The 18,899-nt window shown below is 64.7% G+C and carries 14 protein-coding genes and 1 pseudogene; 8 read left to right on the top strand and 7 right to left on the bottom strand.

Going from position 1 to position 18,899, the window contains the following annotated elements:
* Positions 1-34: 34 nt before the first annotated feature.
* From ACP691_RS02855 to ACP691_RS02830, 6 genes and pseudogenes are all read right to left on the bottom strand, one after another.
* The gene (locus ACP691_RS02855; RefSeq protein WP_426149976.1) at positions 35-1,045 is read right to left on the bottom strand and encodes a chemotaxis response regulator protein-glutamate methylesterase; all 1,011 of its coding nucleotides are present in this window, start codon (positions 1,043-1,045) and stop codon (positions 35-37) included.
* Positions 1,042-3,315, bottom strand: a pseudogene (locus ACP691_RS02850) (hybrid sensor histidine kinase/response regulator). Before ACP691_RS02850 ends, ACP691_RS02855 begins: the two are co-directional and overlap by 4 nt.
* On the bottom strand, positions 3,312-3,986 hold the full coding sequence (locus ACP691_RS02845; RefSeq protein ID WP_426149975.1) for a chemotaxis protein CheW: 675 nt from the start codon (positions 3,984-3,986) through the stop codon (positions 3,312-3,314). The pseudogene ACP691_RS02850 and the gene ACP691_RS02845 overlap by 4 nt, the downstream one beginning before the upstream one ends.
* Positions 3,983-5,302, bottom strand: coding sequence for a CheR family methyltransferase (locus tag ACP691_RS02840; RefSeq protein ID WP_426149974.1), 1,320 nt, complete (start codon positions 5,300-5,302; stop codon positions 3,983-3,985). Before ACP691_RS02840 ends, ACP691_RS02845 begins: the two co-directional genes overlap by 4 nt.
* Positions 5,299-5,814, bottom strand: a complete 516-nt coding sequence (locus ACP691_RS02835) for a chemotaxis protein CheW (protein ID WP_426149973.1) — start codon at positions 5,812-5,814, stop codon at positions 5,299-5,301. The genes ACP691_RS02840 and ACP691_RS02835 overlap by 4 nt, the downstream gene beginning before the upstream one ends.
* Positions 5,814-7,436, bottom strand: a complete 1,623-nt coding sequence (locus ACP691_RS02830; protein ID WP_426149972.1) for a methyl-accepting chemotaxis protein — start codon at positions 7,434-7,436, stop codon at positions 5,814-5,816. Before ACP691_RS02830 ends, ACP691_RS02835 begins: the two co-directional genes overlap by 1 nt.
* A gap of 221 nt (positions 7,437-7,657) precedes the next feature.
* On the opposite strand from ACP691_RS02830, the gene ACP691_RS02825 reads away from it, so the two are divergent.
* The 8 genes from ACP691_RS02825 to ACP691_RS02790 all read left to right on the top strand — a co-directional run bounded on the left by ACP691_RS02825 (position 7,658) and on the right by ACP691_RS02790 (position 17,465).
* Positions 7,658-8,566, top strand: coding sequence for a LysR substrate-binding domain-containing protein (locus ACP691_RS02825; protein WP_426149971.1), 909 nt, complete (start codon positions 7,658-7,660; stop codon positions 8,564-8,566).
* 91 nt (positions 8,567-8,657) lie between these two features.
* Complete coding sequence (locus ACP691_RS02820) at positions 8,658-10,124, top strand: gamma-aminobutyraldehyde dehydrogenase (protein ID WP_426149970.1); 1,467 nt, start codon at positions 8,658-8,660, stop codon at positions 10,122-10,124.
* Between the two features lie 85 nt (positions 10,125-10,209).
* Positions 10,210-11,361 carry a putative ABC transporter substrate-binding protein YdcS gene (gene ydcS, locus ACP691_RS02815; protein ID WP_426149969.1) on the top strand — a complete coding sequence of 384 codons (1,152 nt, stop codon included), beginning with the start codon at positions 10,210-10,212 and terminating at the stop codon, positions 11,359-11,361.
* Between the two features lie 137 nt (positions 11,362-11,498).
* A complete protein-coding gene (locus tag ACP691_RS02810; RefSeq protein ID WP_426149968.1) occupies positions 11,499-12,524 on the top strand; it encodes an ABC transporter ATP-binding protein in 1,026 nt (341 codons plus the stop codon).
* A 1-nt stretch (position 12,525) separates the two neighbouring features.
* The gene (locus tag ACP691_RS02805; RefSeq protein WP_426149967.1) at positions 12,526-13,476 is read left to right on the top strand and encodes an ABC transporter permease; all 951 of its coding nucleotides are present in this window, start codon (positions 12,526-12,528) and stop codon (positions 13,474-13,476) included.
* A complete protein-coding gene (locus ACP691_RS02800) occupies positions 13,466-14,272 on the top strand; it encodes an ABC transporter permease (RefSeq protein ID WP_426149966.1) in 807 nt (268 codons plus the stop codon). Before ACP691_RS02805 ends, ACP691_RS02800 begins: the two co-directional genes overlap by 11 nt.
* Positions 14,273-14,288: 16 nt before the next feature.
* Positions 14,289-15,713 carry a gamma-aminobutyraldehyde dehydrogenase gene (locus ACP691_RS02795; protein ID WP_426149965.1) on the top strand — a complete coding sequence of 475 codons (1,425 nt, stop codon included), beginning with the start codon at positions 14,289-14,291 and terminating at the stop codon, positions 15,711-15,713.
* 132 nt (positions 15,714-15,845) lie between these two features.
* A complete protein-coding gene (locus ACP691_RS02790; RefSeq protein WP_426149964.1) occupies positions 15,846-17,465 on the top strand; it encodes a glucan biosynthesis protein D in 1,620 nt (539 codons plus the stop codon).
* A 215-nt stretch (positions 17,466-17,680) separates the two neighbouring features.
* On the opposite strand, the gene ACP691_RS02785 is transcribed toward ACP691_RS02790, so the two are convergent.
* Complete coding sequence (locus tag ACP691_RS02785) at positions 17,681-18,802, bottom strand: NADH:flavin oxidoreductase/NADH oxidase (protein WP_426149963.1); 1,122 nt, start codon at positions 18,800-18,802, stop codon at positions 17,681-17,683.
* Positions 18,803-18,899: the final 97 nt, after the last annotated feature.

Below are 18,899 nucleotides of genomic sequence, written 5' to 3'. Positions count from 1 at the left end.
CCGCTGGTATGCCGGCTCGGCCGGACGTACCAATTCATTGAATGAACATCTCTACAAGCCGAGGAGCGATCTGCTCCAGGGAGAGCACCTGAATGGCCGCGTTCAACGCCACGGCTGCCTTGGGCATACCGAACACGGCACAGCTTTGTTGATCCTGGGCGATGGTGAGGTGCCCCTGTTCGCGCATCCGTTTCAAGCCTTGGGCACCGTCCCGCCCCATGCCGGTCAGCAGCACGCCGACGGCCTGCCCGCGCCAGTGCTCGGCCACGCTTTCGAAGAAAACGTTGATCGAGGGGCGGTAGATCTCATTCACCGGATCCGGGGTGTAGTTCAAGCTCCCATCCGAACCCAGCCGCAGATGATTGTTGGTGCCTGCCAGCAGGACGTCGCCCGGCCGCAGGCAGTCCCCCTCACGGGCCAGGCGCACCGGACGGCCCGTAGCCGTGGCCAGCCAGCTGGCCATGCCGGCGGCGAACACTTCATCCACATGCTGGACCAGCACCAGCGCGGCGGGAAAACTGGCCGGGAGCCCCTTGAGCAGGGTTTCCAAGGCCGCCGGCCCACCGGCCGAGGCCCCGATGGCCACCAGCCCCAGGGGCCCCGCACCGTTGCGCTGCACCGCCAGCCGGGGCCTGGCGGGCGTACCGCGCTCGCCCACCAGCCAGCCGATATTGGTGATCTTGCGCAGCAGGGGCGCGGCAGCCTCCCGACCATCGCCCAGGCCCAGGGCGGGGGTATCCACCACGTCCAAAGCGCCATGGCCCATGGCTTCGAACACCTTGTGCACATTGCGCTCACGATCCACGGTCACCAGCAGGATGGCGCAGGGCGTGTCCGCCATGATCCGCCGGGTAGCCTCCACTCCGTCCATGTTCGGCATCACCAGGTCCATGAGCAGCACGTCCGGACGCTGCTCGGCGCACAAGCGCACTGCCTCGGCTCCATCGGTGGCAATCCAGATCACCTCGTGGGCCGGCTCGAAGGCCAGGGCGCGGCGCAAGGCTTCCACTGCCATGGGCAGATCATTCACGATCGCAACCTTCACTCCCTGGCTCCTCCGATCAACTCGGCCACGGCCTGCAACAAGGCGTCGTCATGGAAACTGGCCTTGGCTAGATAGTAGTCGGCCCCGGCATCCAGGCCGCGCCGGCGGTCTTCTTCGCGGTCCTTATAGGACACCACCATCACTGGCAGGCCTTGCAAGCGGGCGTCTCGCCGCAGCAGGGTCACCAGTTCGATGCCGTCCATGCGAGGCATGTCGATGTCTGTGATCAGCAGGTCGAAGGCCTCGGCGCGCAGTGCGTTCCAGCCGTCCATTCCGTCCACCGCAACGGCCACTTCGTAGCCTGCCGCCCGCAACAGCTTGCGCTGCAATTCGCGTACCGTGAGCGAGTCATCCACCACCAGGACGCGCTTGCCGGCCGGCTTCGAGGCGGCGCCAGCCGAACGATCGATACGCTCCAGCCGGCCGCTGCTCAAAAGCTTTTCCACAGACCGTGTCATGTCTTCCACGTCGACGATCAGCACTACCGAGCCGTCGTCGAGCAGCGCGCCGGCGGAAATGTCCTGCACCTTGCCCAGGCGCGTATCCAGCGGCAGCACCGCCAGTACCCGCTCGCCGATGAAGCGGTCGACCGCGATGCCATAGAGCGCATCGCGCTCGCGCACCACCACGACGCGCACGCTCGCGTTGCTTGGCGCGCCGGAGGGCCGTTGCAACAGCTGGCTGGCGGCGACCAGCCCGACCTGCCGGCCATGCTGGAAGAAATGCTGGCGCCCCTCGATCTGCAGGATGTCCGTGAGGGCCAGGTCAAGGCTGTACTCGATGTGCGCGAGCGGAAAGGCATAGGCCTCACCGCCCACCTCGACCACCAGACTGCGCACCACGGACAGAGTCAAGGGCACTTCCAACAGGAAGCGGCAGCCTTCGCCGGTGCGCTGAGTCAATTCGATAGTGCCGCGCAGTTCGCGAACCATATGCTGTACCGCGTCCAGCCCAACGCCCCGGCCGGATACCTCGGTCACTGTGTCGCGCAGGCTGAAGGCCGGCAAGAAGAGAAACGCCAACAGCTCTTGCTCGCTCAGGCGTGCCACGGTGTCGGCGCTCGACAATCCGCGCTGCGCCACGCTCTGTCGCAGCCGGGACAGGTCCACCCCGGCGCCGTCGTCACTGAGCTCCAGCACCAATTGCCCGGCGCGGTGGGAGGCACGCAGGCGAATGCAGCCTTCGGCCGCCTTGCCGGCCATCAGGCGCTGCCCAGGCTACTCGATGCCATGGTCGACAGCGTTGCGCAGCAAATGCATGAGGGGCCCTTCCAGGCGCTCGAGGACGTCGCGGTCCACCTGAGTCTTTTCGCCCTCGACTTCCAGGCGTACCTGTTTGCCCAGGCTGCGACCCAGGTCGCGGACCATGCGCGCCTGGCCGCCAAGCACGTCGGCGAAAGGCCGCATGCGGCAGGCCAAGGCCGTATCGTAGAGCTGCTGGGCCCGCTGCCCGGCCTCCCAGCCGTAGTCATCCAGTTCGGCCACCTGGCCCAGAAGGATCTGCTGGGTATCGCCAAGCAGCGTCTTGGCCTGGGCCAGCGCCTGACGCACGTCCTCCACCGGCAGTTGCGCGTCGAGCCGCTGCTGCAATTCATCCAGCGCCCGCAGCCCCTGGGCCTGCATGCGCTTGAGCCGCTGCAGGCTGGCCAGGTAGGGCTTCAGACGCTGGGTCTCGACCATCGCCTTGCTGGCCAGGTCCAGCAGTGCGTTGAGGCGTTCAGCGGTGACCCGGAGCACCCGTTCGCCCTCCCCGCTGCGTCGGGCACCGGTCGGCTCGCCGCTGGGCTCGTCCACGAGCGCGGGCGTCAGGCTCGGCTGCAGCATGGGCGCTGGCTCGGGACCGACCACTGGCGCCTCGAGCGGCGATGCAAGCGCGGCAGGAGCGCCTTCTACCGCGGCCTTGATCTGCCCCAGGAAGGCGCTGATGTCTTCCGCCGCCGGGGCCTTGTGTGGCATGCCGATGCGCAGCAGCAGGTCAGTGCCCTGCAGCAGGGCATCGATATGCTCCGGCCCGAGGCGCAGATCACCGGCCTGGGCCGCCACCAGGCAATCCTCCATCACATGGGCTACCTGCACACCGGCATCGACGCCTACGATGCGCGCGGCGCCCTTCAAAGAGTGGGCCGCGCGCATGCAGGCTTCCAGCTGAGCCGGATCGCCGGGGTTGCGCTCCAGGGCCAGCAGCCCTGCGCTGAGCACCGCTGTCTGGGCCTCGGCCTCCAGGGCAAAAAGCTCCATCAGCGATGCATCGCGCATCTGTTCAGGGGTCATGTCAGACTCCCGGCGATGGCTGCCAGTAGCGCCGATTCTTCCAGTACCCGCAGGGTGCGTGTTTCCTCTCGGAGCACGGCCGCGGTGAACCTTGCCTTGTCCAGAAGGGCGCTGGCCTGGATCAGTCGCTCCTCGAAGCGCTGGATGCCCGCGACCTCATCCACCGGCGCGACCACCGAGCCACCCGGCACGGCCAGGATCAACAGCCGCGGCGACACGCGCCCAGTGCCGGCCGGCGCGACGCCGGGGCCTATCCCGAGCAGGGCTTGCAGGGCGATGCAAGGCACCAGGGCGCCACGGACGTTGCACACGCCCAGCAAGGCACGCGAACGCTGATGGGGCAATGAATGCACAGGCTGCTGAGGCGCTATCTCCACCAGGCAGCGGGTGGCCAGGGCGAGCCATTCTTCCCCCAGGCGAAACACCACCAGAGAACGCGAAGGCAGCACCGGTGGCGCCGGCGGATAGGTCAGTTCCCCGGGCTCACGACGCAGGGTGTAGTAGTCCAGCAGCGTGCTGGCGGCCTCGGCGAATACCGGGCAATTCAGGCAGCGCACATATTCGACCAGGCGCGGGCAGGAGTGGTCGCCACGTACCCCGATGGTCTTCCAACAGGCATCGAGGATGAGCGCGCGATCATCGGCGGCCTCGCGCCCCGGTTGCTCGGTCATGCCCTAGGCTCCTTCATGGCACGGGCGGCACGGGCCTGCAGGCGTCGAGCGCTTTCCAGGTCCCCTGCCGCCGCCAGCAGCATGGCCAGTTGCGTCAGCGTTTCGGCATGCTGCGGTTGCAGGTACAGTGCCTTGCGATAATAACCCTGTGCTTCCAGGGCATTGCCGGCGGCGTCACAGAGCAAGCCTAACCAGTAATACACCTGGGCTTGAGGCGGATGCTGCTTCAGGTAACGCTCGCAAGCCAGCCGGGCGTCGGCGCTCTGGCCTGCGTTGGCCAGGGCGGCGATCTGTGCGAGAAGCGTGGCTGCGTCGGAGCCGCCCGCTTCCACTGGCGCGACGGAACGGGAATCCTGCCGCGCGGTTACCCTTGCCGATGAAGCCGAGCGTGATACGGAAAGGTCGAAAGCCTTGGGCTGCGCGCCCTTGGCTGGCAAGAACTGCTGCCGCAAGGGCCTGGCGGGCGCCATGGACACCGAGGCCAGCGGTAAAGGCTTGCTGAGCCCGGCCAGGGCGGGACTTGGCTCGGTTTGCCGGACAAAGGCAAAGGCCTGGGCAATGCCAAGGGGGCGCATGCCATTGGAGGCCAGGAGGCTGCCTTCGGCCGGGCCAATGAACAACACGCCATCGGGCCGTGTCAGCGATTTGAGGACGGCTACCACTTCCAGTTGTGTAGGCACATCGAAGTAGATAAGCAGATTGCGGCAGAAGACGAAATCATAGGGCGTTTCACTGGCCAGCGTCGGGTCGAGCACGTTGCCGTGGCGCAAGCGAACCTGCCCAGTGATACTCGGCCGCAACCTGTGCCCTTCCGGGTCCTGGGTGAAATACCGGGCCTGGTAGGCCCTGTACTCGCCTCGGAAGGAATTGCGCCCATAGCAGGCCCGCCGGGCCTTCTCCAGCGAGGCCGGGCTGATGTCCAGGCCATCGACGATAAAGGCCTCGCCGGGCAGGCCGGCGTCGAACAACGCCATGACCATGGAATAGGGTTCTTCCCCCGTGGAGCACGGCAGGCTGAGCAGACGTAGCGGCTGGCCGGGTTGTTCGTGCCACCGCGCTCGCGCCAGGCGGCCCAGGGCCGCGAAGGATTCCGGATAGCGCATGAACCAGGTTTCCGGCACGATCACCGCTTCGATCAGCGCCTGCTCTTCTTCCTTGTTGAGGTTGAGCAAGGTCCAGTAGGCCTCGAGGCTGGGCGCGCCGACCTTGTCCTGGCGGTGACGCACCGCGCGCTCGATCATCGCCGGGCCCACCGAGGCGGCGTCCAGCCCGATACGCTGGTGAAGAAAGGCGAAGAAGCGTGGGTCGAGGCTCACTTGGATGCGCCCCCCAGCAAAGCCGCGTTCTCGGGCGCGAACAACAGCGTCCGGGCGCGCTCATCGAGCAAGTCCTCGACGCTGATGCGCTGCAGCAAGCCCTGGGCATCCTCACGGATGGGGCCCAGGTAGGGCGCGTCAGGGCTCAGCAGCCCGTACGGCTTGAATTCGGTGAGGTCACAACGAAGGGTTTGGCTGGCCTGTTCGAGCACCAGGCCCAAGCAGTGATTGCCGGGGTAATTGACCAATACCACCCGGGTACTGGTGCGCTGCCGAGCGGGACTGCCAAGGGCCAGGTGGCAAAGGTCGATCACCGGCACGACCTGGCCGCGATAGGAAAATACGCCCGCCACCCAGCCTGGTGCCCGTGGGATCGGCTTGAGCGGCAGCAGTGGCAGTACCTCGACCACTTCCCGCGCAGGCAAGGCAAAGCGCTGCTCGCCGAGGCTGAACAGCAAGAAAAGCAGGGTGGTGGTCACGGCTGGCGCCACCGGCGTGCGCGGACTGCTCATCAGACCTTGAAGCGCGACACACCGCCACGCAACCCGGCGGCGACCTGGCTGAGCTCGTCGATGGCGGCGCTGGCCTGGCGCAGCGAGTCCACCGTCTGGCTGCTGGCGTCGCTGAGCTGGCTCAAGGCGTGGTTGATCTGCTCGGCACCAGTGGCCTGGGCCTGCATCCCCTCATTGACCATCAGCACGCGCGGCGCCAGGGCCTGGACCTGATGAATGATCTGATTCAACTGCTCACCGACCTGATGCACTTCCAGCATGCCGCGGCGTACTTCTTCGGAAAACTTGTCCATGCCCATGACCCCTGCCGATACCGCGGATTGAATCTCGCGCACCATCTGTTCGATATCATAGGTGGCCACGGCGGTCTGGTCGGCCAGGCGACGCACTTCAGTGGCCACCACGGCGAAGCCCCTGCCGTACTCGCCGGCCTTTTCAGCCTCGATCGCAGCGTTGAGGGACAACAGGTTGGTCTGGTCGGCTACCTTGACGATGGTGACCACCACCTGGTTGATGTTGCTCGCTTTCTCATTGAGCGTCGCCAGCTTGGCGTTGACCAGCTCCGCCGCGCCCATGACGTGTTGCATGGTATCGGCCATGCGCGCCAGCCCCTGCTGCCCATTGTCCGCCAGCAGCGAGGCCTGGTCGGCGGCGCCGGTCACCTCGCCCATGGTGCGTACCAGATCGCGAGAGGTCGCGGCGATTTCTCGAGAAGTTGCGCCGATTTCGCTGGTCGTGGCCGCGGTTTCCGTGGCCGTGGCCTGCTGCTGGCGAGAGGTGGCGGCGATCTCCGTAACCGAGGTGGTGACCTGGATGGACGAACGCTGAGCCTGTGACACCAGGGCGTTGAGCTCCTCCATCATGGCGTTGAATCCGGTCTCGATGGCGTTGAACTCATCCCGGCGCCCCAGGTTCAGGCGCACGCTCAGGTCACCGCCGCGCATTACATCGAGGATCTCCAGAAGACGGGTGGTGGGCGACATGATGTTGCGCAACAGCAATAACCCGCAGGCCAGGGCCGCGGCCACCGCCACGACCAGGCTGGCCAGCATGACCAGGCGGGTGGTGACCACGGAACCTTCGATGGCCGCGCTGGCCTCTTCGGCAGCCTGGCGGTCCAGGTCAACGACCAGGTTCAGTTGCTTTCGGCCCGCCGACCAGGCGGGTGTCAGCTCCTGCTCGAACAATTCCATGGCTTCGGTGAAACGCCGCTGCTGATAGACCGCCAAGGTACGCTTGAGCGCTTGCTGATAGTTGTCGCGCAGCCGAGCGAACTCAGTGAAGGCGGCACGCTCCTCATCGCTGTTCAAGGTTTTCTGGAATATTGCCATCTGGCTGGCCAAGCGCTCCGAGAACTCCTTGTACTGTTCTTCATCGGCGCTGACCAGTTCGCGCTGATAGCTCAACCCCAACAGCTGCTGGGTATAAAGGTAGCCGTCGGTCCAGGCGCTGCGCATCATCGAGCCGGAATACACACCCGGAATGCTTTGGCTGCGCAGGCTGGCCGCTTCCTGCTCGATCATCAGCAAGCGGGTGAAGGTGATCAGTACCATCGCCAACATGATGGCGATCACTACGGCGAAGCTCGCCAGAATGCGTTGGCGCAGCGTCCAGTTCTTCACAATCACTCCTCGGGCCGGGGGCAGGCGAAAGTCGGGCAGTATAGACCAGCGGCCGGTAAGCGAGGCGGCTACTTTCATGATGACAATATGGATAGCGGAGCCACTGGCGGCGCTTGTCACGGCTGGCCAACCGCCCCCTACGTACTCAGTACGCACCCCTGTCACCCGTTCGATTTTTTCGATATAACGAAGGCACCCTCTTCTTTTGTAGATACCTTGCCATGATGACGCTGCGCCAGATCCGCCATTTCATCGCAGTGGCCGAGACCGGATCGATCTCCGCGGCCGCTCAGGCGGTGTTCATCTCCCAGTCCACCCTGACGGCCGCGATCCAGCAACTGGAAGAGGAAATCGGCGTTTCGCTGTTCAATCGTCATGCCAAGGGCATGAGCCTGACCCACCAGGGGCATCAGTTCCTGCGCCAGGCGCACTTGATCCTGGCCACCGTGGACAATGCCAAGCGCAGCTTGCAACAGTGCACCGACCAGATCAGTGGCACCCTCACCATTGGGGTGAGCAGCCTCGTGGCAGGCTACTACCTGGCTAATCTGCTGACACGGTTCCAGCGGGCCTACCCCAACGTGAATCTGCAGGTCATGGAAGACGAGCGGCCCTATATCGAGCATCTATTGCTCAACGGCGAGATCGACGTGGCCGTGCTGATCCTTTCCAATCTCGAAGACCGCCATGCCCTGCAAACCGAGGTGTTGACCCACTCACCCCAGCGCCTGTGGCTGCCGGCGCGCCATCCCCTGCTGGAGCGCGACGAAATCGCCCTGGCGGACGTGGCCGCCGAGCACCTGATCGAACTCCGTGTCGACGAGATGGACCGCAACGCTCAGCGCATCTGGGACGAAGCCGGGCTGCGCCCATGCATCAGCCTGCGCAGCGCTTCCACCGAGGCAGTACGCAGCCTGGTCGCCGCCGGCCTGGGCGTGGCGATCCAGCCAGACATGACCTACCGGCCCTGGTCCCTGGAAGGCGACATCATCGAGGCCCGCAGCGTCGTAGACCTGACCCGCACGCTGGACGTGGGCCTGGCCTGGCGCCGGGGCAGCGCACGGCCACCCCTAGTGGACCCCTTCCTTACCACGGCTCGGGAACAGCATGCCCGCAAGCCTTCGATTTAATCGAACGCCGCTTTCGATATTTGGCATTTGTCGATAGCGCACCGGCCCTACTAGGCTGGGGGCCAGACAACCGCTTTGCCGAGGCCTTGCCATGCCCCGTTTCGACCTGTTCGAGCCCTTGCGCACTGCCTTGCTGATCGACGGCCAACTGGTGGCGGGCGAAGGCATGGCCGAGACTATCCTGGACCCCAGCGATGGCAATGCCTTGGCCCAGGTGGCCGAAGCCAGCCCCGCTCAGGTGCAGGCGGCGATCGCGGCCGCCAGCCGGGCGTTCCCAGCCTGGTCGAGGACCACGCCCCAGCAGCGCGCCAATCGCCTGTTGGCCATCGCCGAACGTATCGAAGCCAGGGCCGATCAATTGGCTCGGATCGAGGCCCTCAATTGCGGCAAGCCTTTGCATCTGGCTCGCCAGGATGACCTGACCGCCAGCGTGGACGTATTCCGATTTTTCGCCGGGGCGGTCCGCTGTCAGACGGGACAGCTGGCGGGCGAATACGTCCCTGGCTACACCAGCATGGTACGCCGGGACCCAGTGGGCGTGGTGGCGTCCATCGCGCCCTGGAACTACCCCTTGATGATGGCGGCCTGGAAGCTGGCGCCGGCGCTGGCCGCCGGTAATACCCTGGTCTTCAAACCCTCCGAACACACGCCCTTGAGCATATTGGCATTGCTGCCCGACCTGGCCGAGCTGCTGCCGGCCGGGGTGCTGAACGTCGTCTGCGGTGGCGGCGATGGCGTGGGTGGGCAACTGGTCAGCGACCCTCGGGTGCGCATGGTGTCGCTTACCGGCGACATCGTCACTGGGCAGAAGATTCTCCAGGCGGCCGCCCGCACCCTCAAGCGTACCCATCTGGAACTGGGCGGCAAGGCACCGGTGATCGTTTGCGACGACGCCGACCTGGAGGCGGTGGTGGAAGGCATTCGCACCTATGGCTATTACAACGCCGGCCAGGACTGTACCGCAGCCTGCCGTGTCTATGCCCAGGCCGGTATCCACGATCGCCTGGTGGCCGAATTGGGCACGGCGGTGGGCAGCTTGCGCTTCGCCAGCAAGCGTGACCAGGACAACGAACTGGGCCCGCTGATCAGTGCCCGCCAACGCGACCGAGTCGCCAGCTTCGTGGAGCGCGCCCTGAGCCAACCGCATATCGAGCGCATCACAGGGGCGGCCACCCATTCAGGCCCAGGCTTTTATTACCAGCCCACCTTGCTGGCCGGCTGCAGGCAAACCGACGAGATCGTGCAACGGGAAGTTTTCGGCCCGGTGGTCACCGTGACGCGCTTCGATACCGCTGAGCAAGCCTTGGGCTGGGCCAACGCCTCCGAATATGGCCTGGCCTCGTCGGTCTGGACCCGCGACCTGGACAAGGCCATGCAGTTCGCTTCCCGGCTGGAGTATGGCTGCACCTGGATCAACAGCCATTTCATGCTTGCCAGCGAAATGCCCCATGGCGGCCTGAAACGCTCTGGCTATGGCAAGGACCTGTCCAGCGATTCGCTGCAGGACTACAGCGTGGTACGCCACATCATGGCGCGCCACCGGGAAGTGCTGGGCTGAGGCGCCAGCCCCACAACAATAACGAATGCGAAGCTGTCCTTGGCTCACCGCTGCCCCGACGATAATTTGAAAAAGAGGGAAATCCATGTCCGCGTCCACGACCACCTTGCTCAGCGCAATCACCACGGCCCTGCTCGCCAGCGTCAGCGTCCAGGCCGCCGAACTTCCCAAGGCTCTTGGCGCCGGTGAAGGCCACCTGGATATCATCGCCTGGCCCGGTTATATCGAGCGCGGCGAAAGCGACAAGAACTATGATTGGGTCACCGGCTTCGAGAAGGAAACCGGTTGCAAGGTCGAGGTCAAGACCGCGGCAACCTCGGATGAAATGGTCAGCCTCATGGCCAAGGGTGGGTACGACCTGGTCACCGCGTCGGGTGATGCTTCCCTGCGCCTGATCGCGGGCAAGCGGGTTCAGGCCATCAATACGGCGCTGATCCCCCATTGGAAGAACCTGGACCCTCGCCTGGCTGACGGGCCATGGTTCGTGGTGAACCAACAGGTATACGGCACGCCTTACCAGTGGGGGCCCAACGTACTGATGTACAACACGCAGGTGTTCAAGACCGCGCCCACCAGCTGGAGCGTGGTGTTCGAGCCCCAGGGCTTGCCCGATGGCAAGCCGAACAAAGGCCGCGTGCAGGCCTATGACGGGCCCATCTATATCGCCGATGCAGCCTTGTACCTGAAAAGCGCCAGGCCGGAGCTGGGCATCCAGGACCCCTACCAGCTGACTGAAGCTCAGTACAAGGCCGTGCTGGACTTGCTGCGCCAGCAGAAACCTCTCATTCACCGCTATTGGCACGACGCCACGGTACAGATGAGCGATGTGAAGAATGAGGGCGTGGTTGCCACCAGTTCCTGGGGCTACATGGTCAATGGCCTGAAGGCAGACAACCAACCCGTGGCCTCCACGGTGCCTAAGGAAGGAGCTACCGGCTGGGCGGATACCACCATGCTCCATGCCGAAGCCAAGCATCCCAACTGCGCCTACAAGTGGATGGACTGGTCACTGCAGCCGAAAGTCCAGGGCGACGTGGCGGCCTGGTTCGGCTCGCTGCCAGCCGTGCCCCAGGCCTGCAAGGCCAGTGAGCTGCTCGGTGCCGAGGGCTGCGCCACCAACGGCTACGACCTCTTCGACAAGATCGCCTTCTGGAAGACCCCCCAGGCCGAGGGCGGGAAGTTCGTGCCCTACAGCCGCTGGACCCAGGACTACATCGCGATCATGGGCGGCCGCTAGCAGTCAGTTGGCGCCAGCGATGCTGGCCAATGGGCGAAGGCTGGCCGGATCGCCAGCTTCGCTGGCTCCTACTGCAACCTCCTGGCAAGCACGCGGGCGCGCCATGCCCGCGTTCCTCTCGGCAAAGGGCAATCATTATGACCGCTGCGGTGCAATTTACTGACGTATCTCGCCAGTTCGGCGAGGTCAAGGCTGTAGACCGGGTGTCCATCGACATCCGGGACGGAGAGTTCTTCTCCATGCTCGGGCCCTCAGGCTCCGGCAAGACCACCTGCCTGAGGTTGATCGCCGGGTTCGAGCAGCCCAGCGCCGGGTCCATCCGCATCCATGGCATAGAAGCTGCCGGGCTGCCCCCTTATCGCCGTGATGTCAATACGGTTTTCCAGGACTATGCTCTGTTCCCCCATATGAGCGTGCGCGACAACGTGGCCTATGGCCTCAAGGTCAAGGGTGTCGGCAAGGCTGAACGCCTGTCCCGCGCCGAGGACGCCTTGGCCATGGTTGCCCTGGCCGGTTTCGGCGAGCGCAAGCCGGCGCAGTTGTCTGGCGGCCAACGCCAGCGAGTGGCCCTTGCCCGCGCGCTGGTGAACCGCCCGCGTGTGCTGCTGCTGGATGAGCCCCTGGGGGCGCTGGACCTCAAGCTTCGCGAACAGATGCAGGGCGAACTCAAAAAGCTGCAGCGGCAACTGGGCATCACCTTCGTGTTCGTGACCCACGACCAGACCGAAGCCTTGTCCATGAGCGATCGAGTGGCCGTGTTCAACAAAGGCCGCATCGAACAATGCGACAGCCCGCGCAACCTCTACAGCAAACCGGCCACTGTCTTCGTGGCCGAGTTCGTGGGCACCTCCAATGTTCTGCGCGGAGAGCTGGCCAATACCTTGCGCGGCGTTCCGGGCGCCTTTTCGATTCGTCCGGAACACATACGCCTGGGCCTGCCGGATCATGTCGACCATGTACGCGTGGATGCCACCGTGCAGGACGTGCACTACCAGGGCAGTAGCACCCGCTACGAAGTGCGCCTGGGCAATGGTCAGCCTCTGAATGTCAGCCAGGCCAACCAGAACTGGCAGTTCGATGGCAATGCGCCCCAGCCCGGCCAGCGGTTGACCCTGCATTGGCCCCGGGCGGCCATGGTGCCGCTGCTGGACGAGGCGCGCTGACATGGCCGTGGCACTGGAGTCACCCGCACCTGCTCCGCGCAGACGCACCCTGCGCCGGTTGGCCGACCTGCTTTACCGGCGGCCCAACCTCTACCTGGCGCTGTTGCTGGTGCCGCCGCTGCTCTGGTTCGGGGTCATCTACCTGGGGGCACTGCTGAACCTGCTCTGGCAAGGGTTCTACACCTTCGACGATTTCAGCATGACGGTGACCGCGGACCTGACCTGGGCCAACCTCGGCGCGCTCTTCGTGCCGGCCAACCTAGACATCATCCTGCGCACCCTGACCATGGCCCTGGCCGTGTCGGTCGCCAGCGCAGTCATCGCGTTTCCCATCGCCTGGTACATGGCCCGCTACACCCAAGGCCGTGTCAAAGCCTTTTTCTACATCGCGGTGATGCTGCCCATGTGGGCGAGCTACATCGTCAAGGCCTACGCCTGGACGCTGCTGCTGGCCAAGGGGGGCGTGCTCCAGTGGTTCGTCGATCACCTGGGGCTGGGCGGCCTGCTGGGCTGGCTGCTGAACGTACCCGGCATCGGCGGCAGCACCCTATCCACCTCGCATCTGGGCCGCTTCCTGGTGTTCGTCTATATCTGGCTGCCATTCATGATTCTGCCGATCCAGGCGGCCCTGGAGCGCCTGCCGCCGTCGCTGCTGCAAGCTTCGGCCGACCTTGGCGCCACGCCACGGCAGACCTTCATGCAGGTGGTGTTGCCCTTGGCGGTACCGGGTATCGCGGCGGGCTCGATCTTTACCTTTTCCCTCACCCTGGGCGATTTCATCGTGCCGCAGTTGATCGGCCCGCCAGGGTATTTCATAGGGAGCATGGTGTACGCCCAGCAGGGGGCCATCGGCAACTTGCCCATGGCCGCCGCCTTCACCCTGGTGCCTATCGTGCTCATTGCGTTCTACCTGACCATCGTCCGTCGCCTGGGGGCCTTCGATGCACTCTGAAAAAGCGTCCATCGGGCTGCGTATCGCGGCCTGGAGCGGGTTGGCTTTCCTGCATGTGCCGATCCTGGTGATTTTCCTGTACGCGTTCAACACCGAGGATGCCGCCTTCAGCTTCCCGCCCCGGGGCTGGACCCTTAAATGGTTCAGCGCTGCCTTCGCCCGGGAGGACGTAGTCCTGGCGATCAAGCTGTCGCTACAGGTGGCCTGCCTGGCCACGGCGCTGGCCCTTGTGCTGGGCACCCTGGCCGCGGCGGCGCTCTACCGTCGAACGTTCTTCGGCAAGGACGCCGTGTCGCTGATGCTGATCCTGCCCATCGCCCTGCCGGGCATCGTCACGGGTATCGCCTTGCTGTCGGCCTTCAAGACCCTCGGCATCGAGCCTGGGCTGTTCACCATCGTGGTCGGCCATGCCACCTTCTGCGTGGTGATCGTCTACAACAACGTCATCGCCCGGCTCAGGCGCACGCCCCATAGCCTGATCGAAGCTTCCATGGACCTGGGCGCCGATGGCTGGCAGACCTTCCGCTACATCATCCTGCCGAACCTGGGCTCGGCCCTGCTCGCCGGGGGAATGCTGGCTTTCGCCCTATCCTTCGATGAAATCATCGTCACCACCTTCACCGCCGGCAACGAACGCACCCTGCCCATCTGGCTGCTCAACCAGCTGGCGCGGCCGCGGGATGTTCCCGTCACCAACGTGGTGGCCATGCTGGTGATGCTGGTGACCATGCTGCCCATCCTGGGCGCCTATTACCTGACACGCGGCGGCGAATCGGTCGCCGGCGCCGGCAAATGACCTGGAGGCTCGCACGATGCAAACCCTACTGTTGATCAATGGCCAGTTGGTAGCTGGTGAAGGTAGCGTCCAGCCGGTGCTGGACCCGGCCCGGGGACAGGTGCTGGTCGAGATTCCCGAGGCCAGCGAAGCCCAGGTGGATGCCGCGGTACGCGCCGCCGATGCCGCCTTCGACGGCTGGTCGCAGACCCCACCGAAGGATCGCGCCCTGGCCTTGCTCAAGCTCGCCGACGCCATCGACGCCCATGCCGATGAGCTGGCCGGCCTGGAATCCGCCAACTGCGGCAAGCCTCTGAGCGCGGCGCGCAATGATGAGCTGCCGGCCATCGCGGACGTCTTCCGCTTCTTCGCTGGCGCGGCGCGTTGCCTCAATGGTTCGGCCGCCGGTGAATATCTGCCGGGCCATACCTCGATGATCCGGCGCGACCCGGTGGGTGTAATCGCCTCCATCGCGCCCTGGAACTACCCGCTGATGATGGTGGCGTGGAAAATCGCCCCGGCCTTGGCCGCGGGCAATACCGTGGTACTCAAGCCGTCCGAGCTTACGCCGCTTACCGCCTTGAAGCTGGCCGAACTGGCGACAGGCATTTTTCCGGCGGGTGTACTGAATGTTCTCTTTGGGCGCGGAGCCAATGTGGGAGCGCCTCTGGTTGAACACCCCAAGGTGCGCATGGTGTCCCTGACCGGCTCTATCGCCACCGGCTCGCAAATCATCGCCAGCACGGCAGCCCAGGTGAAGCGCATGCACATGGAGCTGGGCGGCAAGGCGCCTGTGCTGATCTTCGACGATGCCGACCTGGATGCCGCCGTGGAGGGCATTCGCACCTTCGGTTTCTACAATGCCGGGCAAGACTGCACGGCAGCCTGCCGGATCTATGCCCAGCAGGGCATCTATGAGCGCTTCGTCGAAAAACTGGGCGCGGCGGTCGGCAGCCTCCGTCACGGGTTGCAGGAAGCCGAGGGCACCGAGCTGGGCCCGCTGATCAGCGCGCAGCAGCGCGACCGTGTGGCAGGCTTCGTCAGCCGCGCGGTAGCTGAGCCGCACATTCGTCTGGTCACGGGCGGCAAGGCCGTGGAAGGAGACGGTTTCTTCTTCGAACCGACAGTGCTGGCCGATGTGCAACAGGACGATGAGATCCTCCGGCGGGAGGTGTTCGGCCCGGTGGTTACCGTGACGCCTTTCAGTGACGAAGCCCAGGTACTCGACTGGGCCAACGATTCGGACTACGGCCTGGCTTCATCGGTCTGGACCCAGGATCTGGGCCGGGCCCATCGGCTCAGTGCCCGCTTGCAATACGGCTGTACCTGGGTGAATACCCACTTCATGCTGGTGAGCGAAATGCCCCATGGCGGCCAGAAACACTCCGGCTACGGCAAGGACATGTCCATGTACGGATTGGAGGACTACACCGTGGTGCGCCATGTGATGTTCAAGCATTGACGCGATGAACCAACGGGGGCGATCGGCGCTCTACAAGGGCCGTGAAGCAAGGCTGGTGGCGCCAATCGAAGCGGTGATTGCGCGGTGCCATCAACCTGGCTAACGTTCGCATTTTCCAGCAAAGGTTTGCCCATGCACCGCAGAAGCCTGTTGAAAGCCTCCATGGCCCTGGCCGCCTATACCGGCCTGTCTACCAGCGCGCTATTCTCCGCTCGCGCGCTGGCGGCAACCGCCGACGGCGACGCCGAACACTTCGATTTCGAGGGGCTCAAGGCCCTGGCCAAGGCCCTGGCCGCACAGCCCTATACCGACCGCAAGCAGGCCTTGCCGCCTACCTTGGCGAACATGACGCCTCAGCAGTTCAATGCCATTCAGTACGACGCCAACCATTCGCTCTGGAAAGAAGTGAATGGCCAGCTGGATGTCCAGTTCTTCCACGTGGGCATGGGCTTCCGCACGCCGGTGCGCATGTACAGCGTGGATCCGGCCACCCGTCAGGCGCGGGAAGTACACTTCCGGCCCGAGCTGTTCAACTACAACGACAGCAAGGTCAACCAGAAGCAGCTCAAGGGTGACCTGGGCTTTTCCGGTTTCAAGCTGTTCAAGGCGCCTGAGATCGATCGCCATGACATCGTTTCCTTCCTTGGCGCCAGCTATTTCCGCGCCGTGGATGCGACCAAGCAGTACGGCTTGTCGGCGCGCGGCCTGGCGGTCGACACCTTCGCCAAGCGGCAGGAAGAATTCCCGGACTTCACCAGGTTCTGGTTCGAGACCCCGACCAAGGACGCCACCCGCTTCGTGGTCTACGCCTTGCTGGAGTCTCCCAGCGCCACCGGCGCCTATCGTTTCGACATCGACTGCCAAGACGAGCGCGTAGTCATGGCGGTGGACATGCAGGTAACGGCCCGCACGGCGATCCAGCAACTGGGCATCGCCCCCATGACCACCATGTTCAGTTGCGGCACTCACGAACGTCGCATGTGCGACACCATCCATCCGCAGATCCACGACTCGGACCGCCTGGCCATGTGGCGCGGCAATGGCGAATGGATCTGCCGGCCACTGAACAACCCGGCCAAGCTGCAATTCAATGCCTTTGCCGACACCAACCCGAAAGGGTTCGGCCTGGTGCAGACCGACCACGATTTCGAGAGCTACCAGGATACCGTGGACTGGTACAGCAAGCGCCCCAGCCTGTGGGTAGAACCCACCACCGCCTGGGGCGAGGGCTCCATCGACCTGCTGGAGATCCCTACCACTGGCGAAACCATGGACAACATCGTGGCATTCTGGACGCCCAGAAAGCCCGTGGCCGCTGGCGACACCCTGGCCTACGGCTACAAGCTGTACTGGAGCGCCCTACCCCCGACCGGCACGCCGCTGGCACGGGTTCACGCCACCCGCTCCGGCATGGGCGGCTTCCTGGAAGGCTGGGCACCGGGCGAGCATTACCCGGATAAATGGGCCCGCCGCTTCGCCATCGACTTCACCGGCGGCGGCCTGGAAAGCCTGCCGGAAGGCACCGGCATCGAGCCCGTGGTGACGGTATCCAATGGCAAGGTCCAGGACTTCCATGTGCTGGTACTGCCGAACATCAAGGGCTACCGAGTGATCTTCGACTGGTATCCCACCAGCGACAGCGTGGAGCCGGTGGAGATGCGGCTGTATATCAGGACCAGCGACCGCACCCTTAGCGAGACCTGGCTGTACCAGTACTTCCCGCCAGCGCCCGATCAGCGCAAGTATCCGTAGGAGGGCTGCCAAACTGCCGAATGGTCCCGCTCACTGCCCTTCGCCAGCTTCGCTGGCTCCCACCATGGGTAGCGAAGCCGCCGAAGGTAAAGTTGGGCCTACAGGGGTTGGACCGACCGGTAGGACCCAGCGCCAGCTGGGAATGGAGCTTTCGAAATTCGCTTCATTCGCCAGCTTCGCTAGCGCCTACCCTGGGGGCAGCCCATGGATAAGGATCAACCGCGCGCTGCCGTATCCCGCAGGTCCGACTCATGGATGGGTTGGTCCCGGTGGGTGGCGCGCTGGTACTGGGCGGGCCAGATGGACTGACGACCGCCAAGGTCATCGTCGGCATGCAGCGGCCAGTACGGATCGCGCAATAGCTCCCGGGCCAGCAGAATCAGGTCCGCCTGGCCAGTGCGCAGAATATGCTCGGCCTGGGCAGGCTCCGTGATCATCCCTACGGTACCGGTGGCAATTTCCGATTCCTTGCGCACCCGCTCGGCGAAGCGCGTCTGATAGCCAGGACCCGTCGGGATTTCGGCATTCGCGGCGGTACCGCCGGAAGAAACGTCCACCAGGTCTACCCCCAGGGCCTTCAAGCGCCGCGCCAATTCAACGGTTTCGTCCGGATTCCAGCCGTCCTCCACCCAATCGGTGGCCGATACACGCACGAACACCGGCAGGTCCGCCGGCCATAGCTCGCGAATGGCTTCGGTTACTTCCAATACCAGGCGAATGCGATTGTCGAAGCTCCCCCCGTACTGGTCAGTACGGCGATTGCTCAAGGGCGACATGAACTGGTGCAGCAGGTAGCCGTGGGCGGCGTGGATCTCTACCACCTTGAAATTTGCGCTCAAGGCGCGGCGGGCGGCCTCGATGAAGGCTTGCTTGATGCCCTGGATGTCCTTTTCGCCGAGCTCGGTCGGCCGTGCATGCTCGGGGTCGAAGGGAATCGGCGAAGGCGCCACCGGAATCCAGCCGCCCTCTTCCAGGGTCACGCTACCGTGCTTGCCCAGCCAGGGCCGCCAGGTACTCGCCTTGCGACCGGCATGGGCGAGCTGGATGCCCGCGACCGCCCCCTGGGCCTCGATGAAACGCGTGATGCGCTGCAGGCCGGGAATCTGCTCGTCTTTCCACAGGCCGAGGTCTTCGGGAGTGATGCGCCCGTCCGCGGTTACCGCGGTGGCCTCGAAGATCACCAGGCCCGCGCCACCCACGGCCCGGCTGCCCAAGTGAACCAGGTGCCAATCGTTGGCCAAGCCATCCTCGGCCGAGTACTGGCACATGGGCGAAACCACGATACGGTTTCGCAAGGTCAGGCCGCGCAGCGTGTAGGGTTCTAACAGCAGGCTCATGAAGCACCTCTCAAATGGGTTAGGTCAGCCATAGACGCTGCCCGTGGCTTGGGGCCAGCGGACATTCTACAGAGCCTAGTAGACCCCCATGGAGGGC

The organism is Pseudomonas sp. DC3200b2, from assembly GCF_049895785.1.
Taxonomy (GTDB): Bacteria; Pseudomonadota; Gammaproteobacteria; order Pseudomonadales; family Pseudomonadaceae; genus Aquipseudomonas; species Aquipseudomonas massiliensis.
The sequence above is the reverse complement of the archived record's forward strand: the minus strand, read 5'-3'. Positions and strand labels throughout refer to the sequence as shown.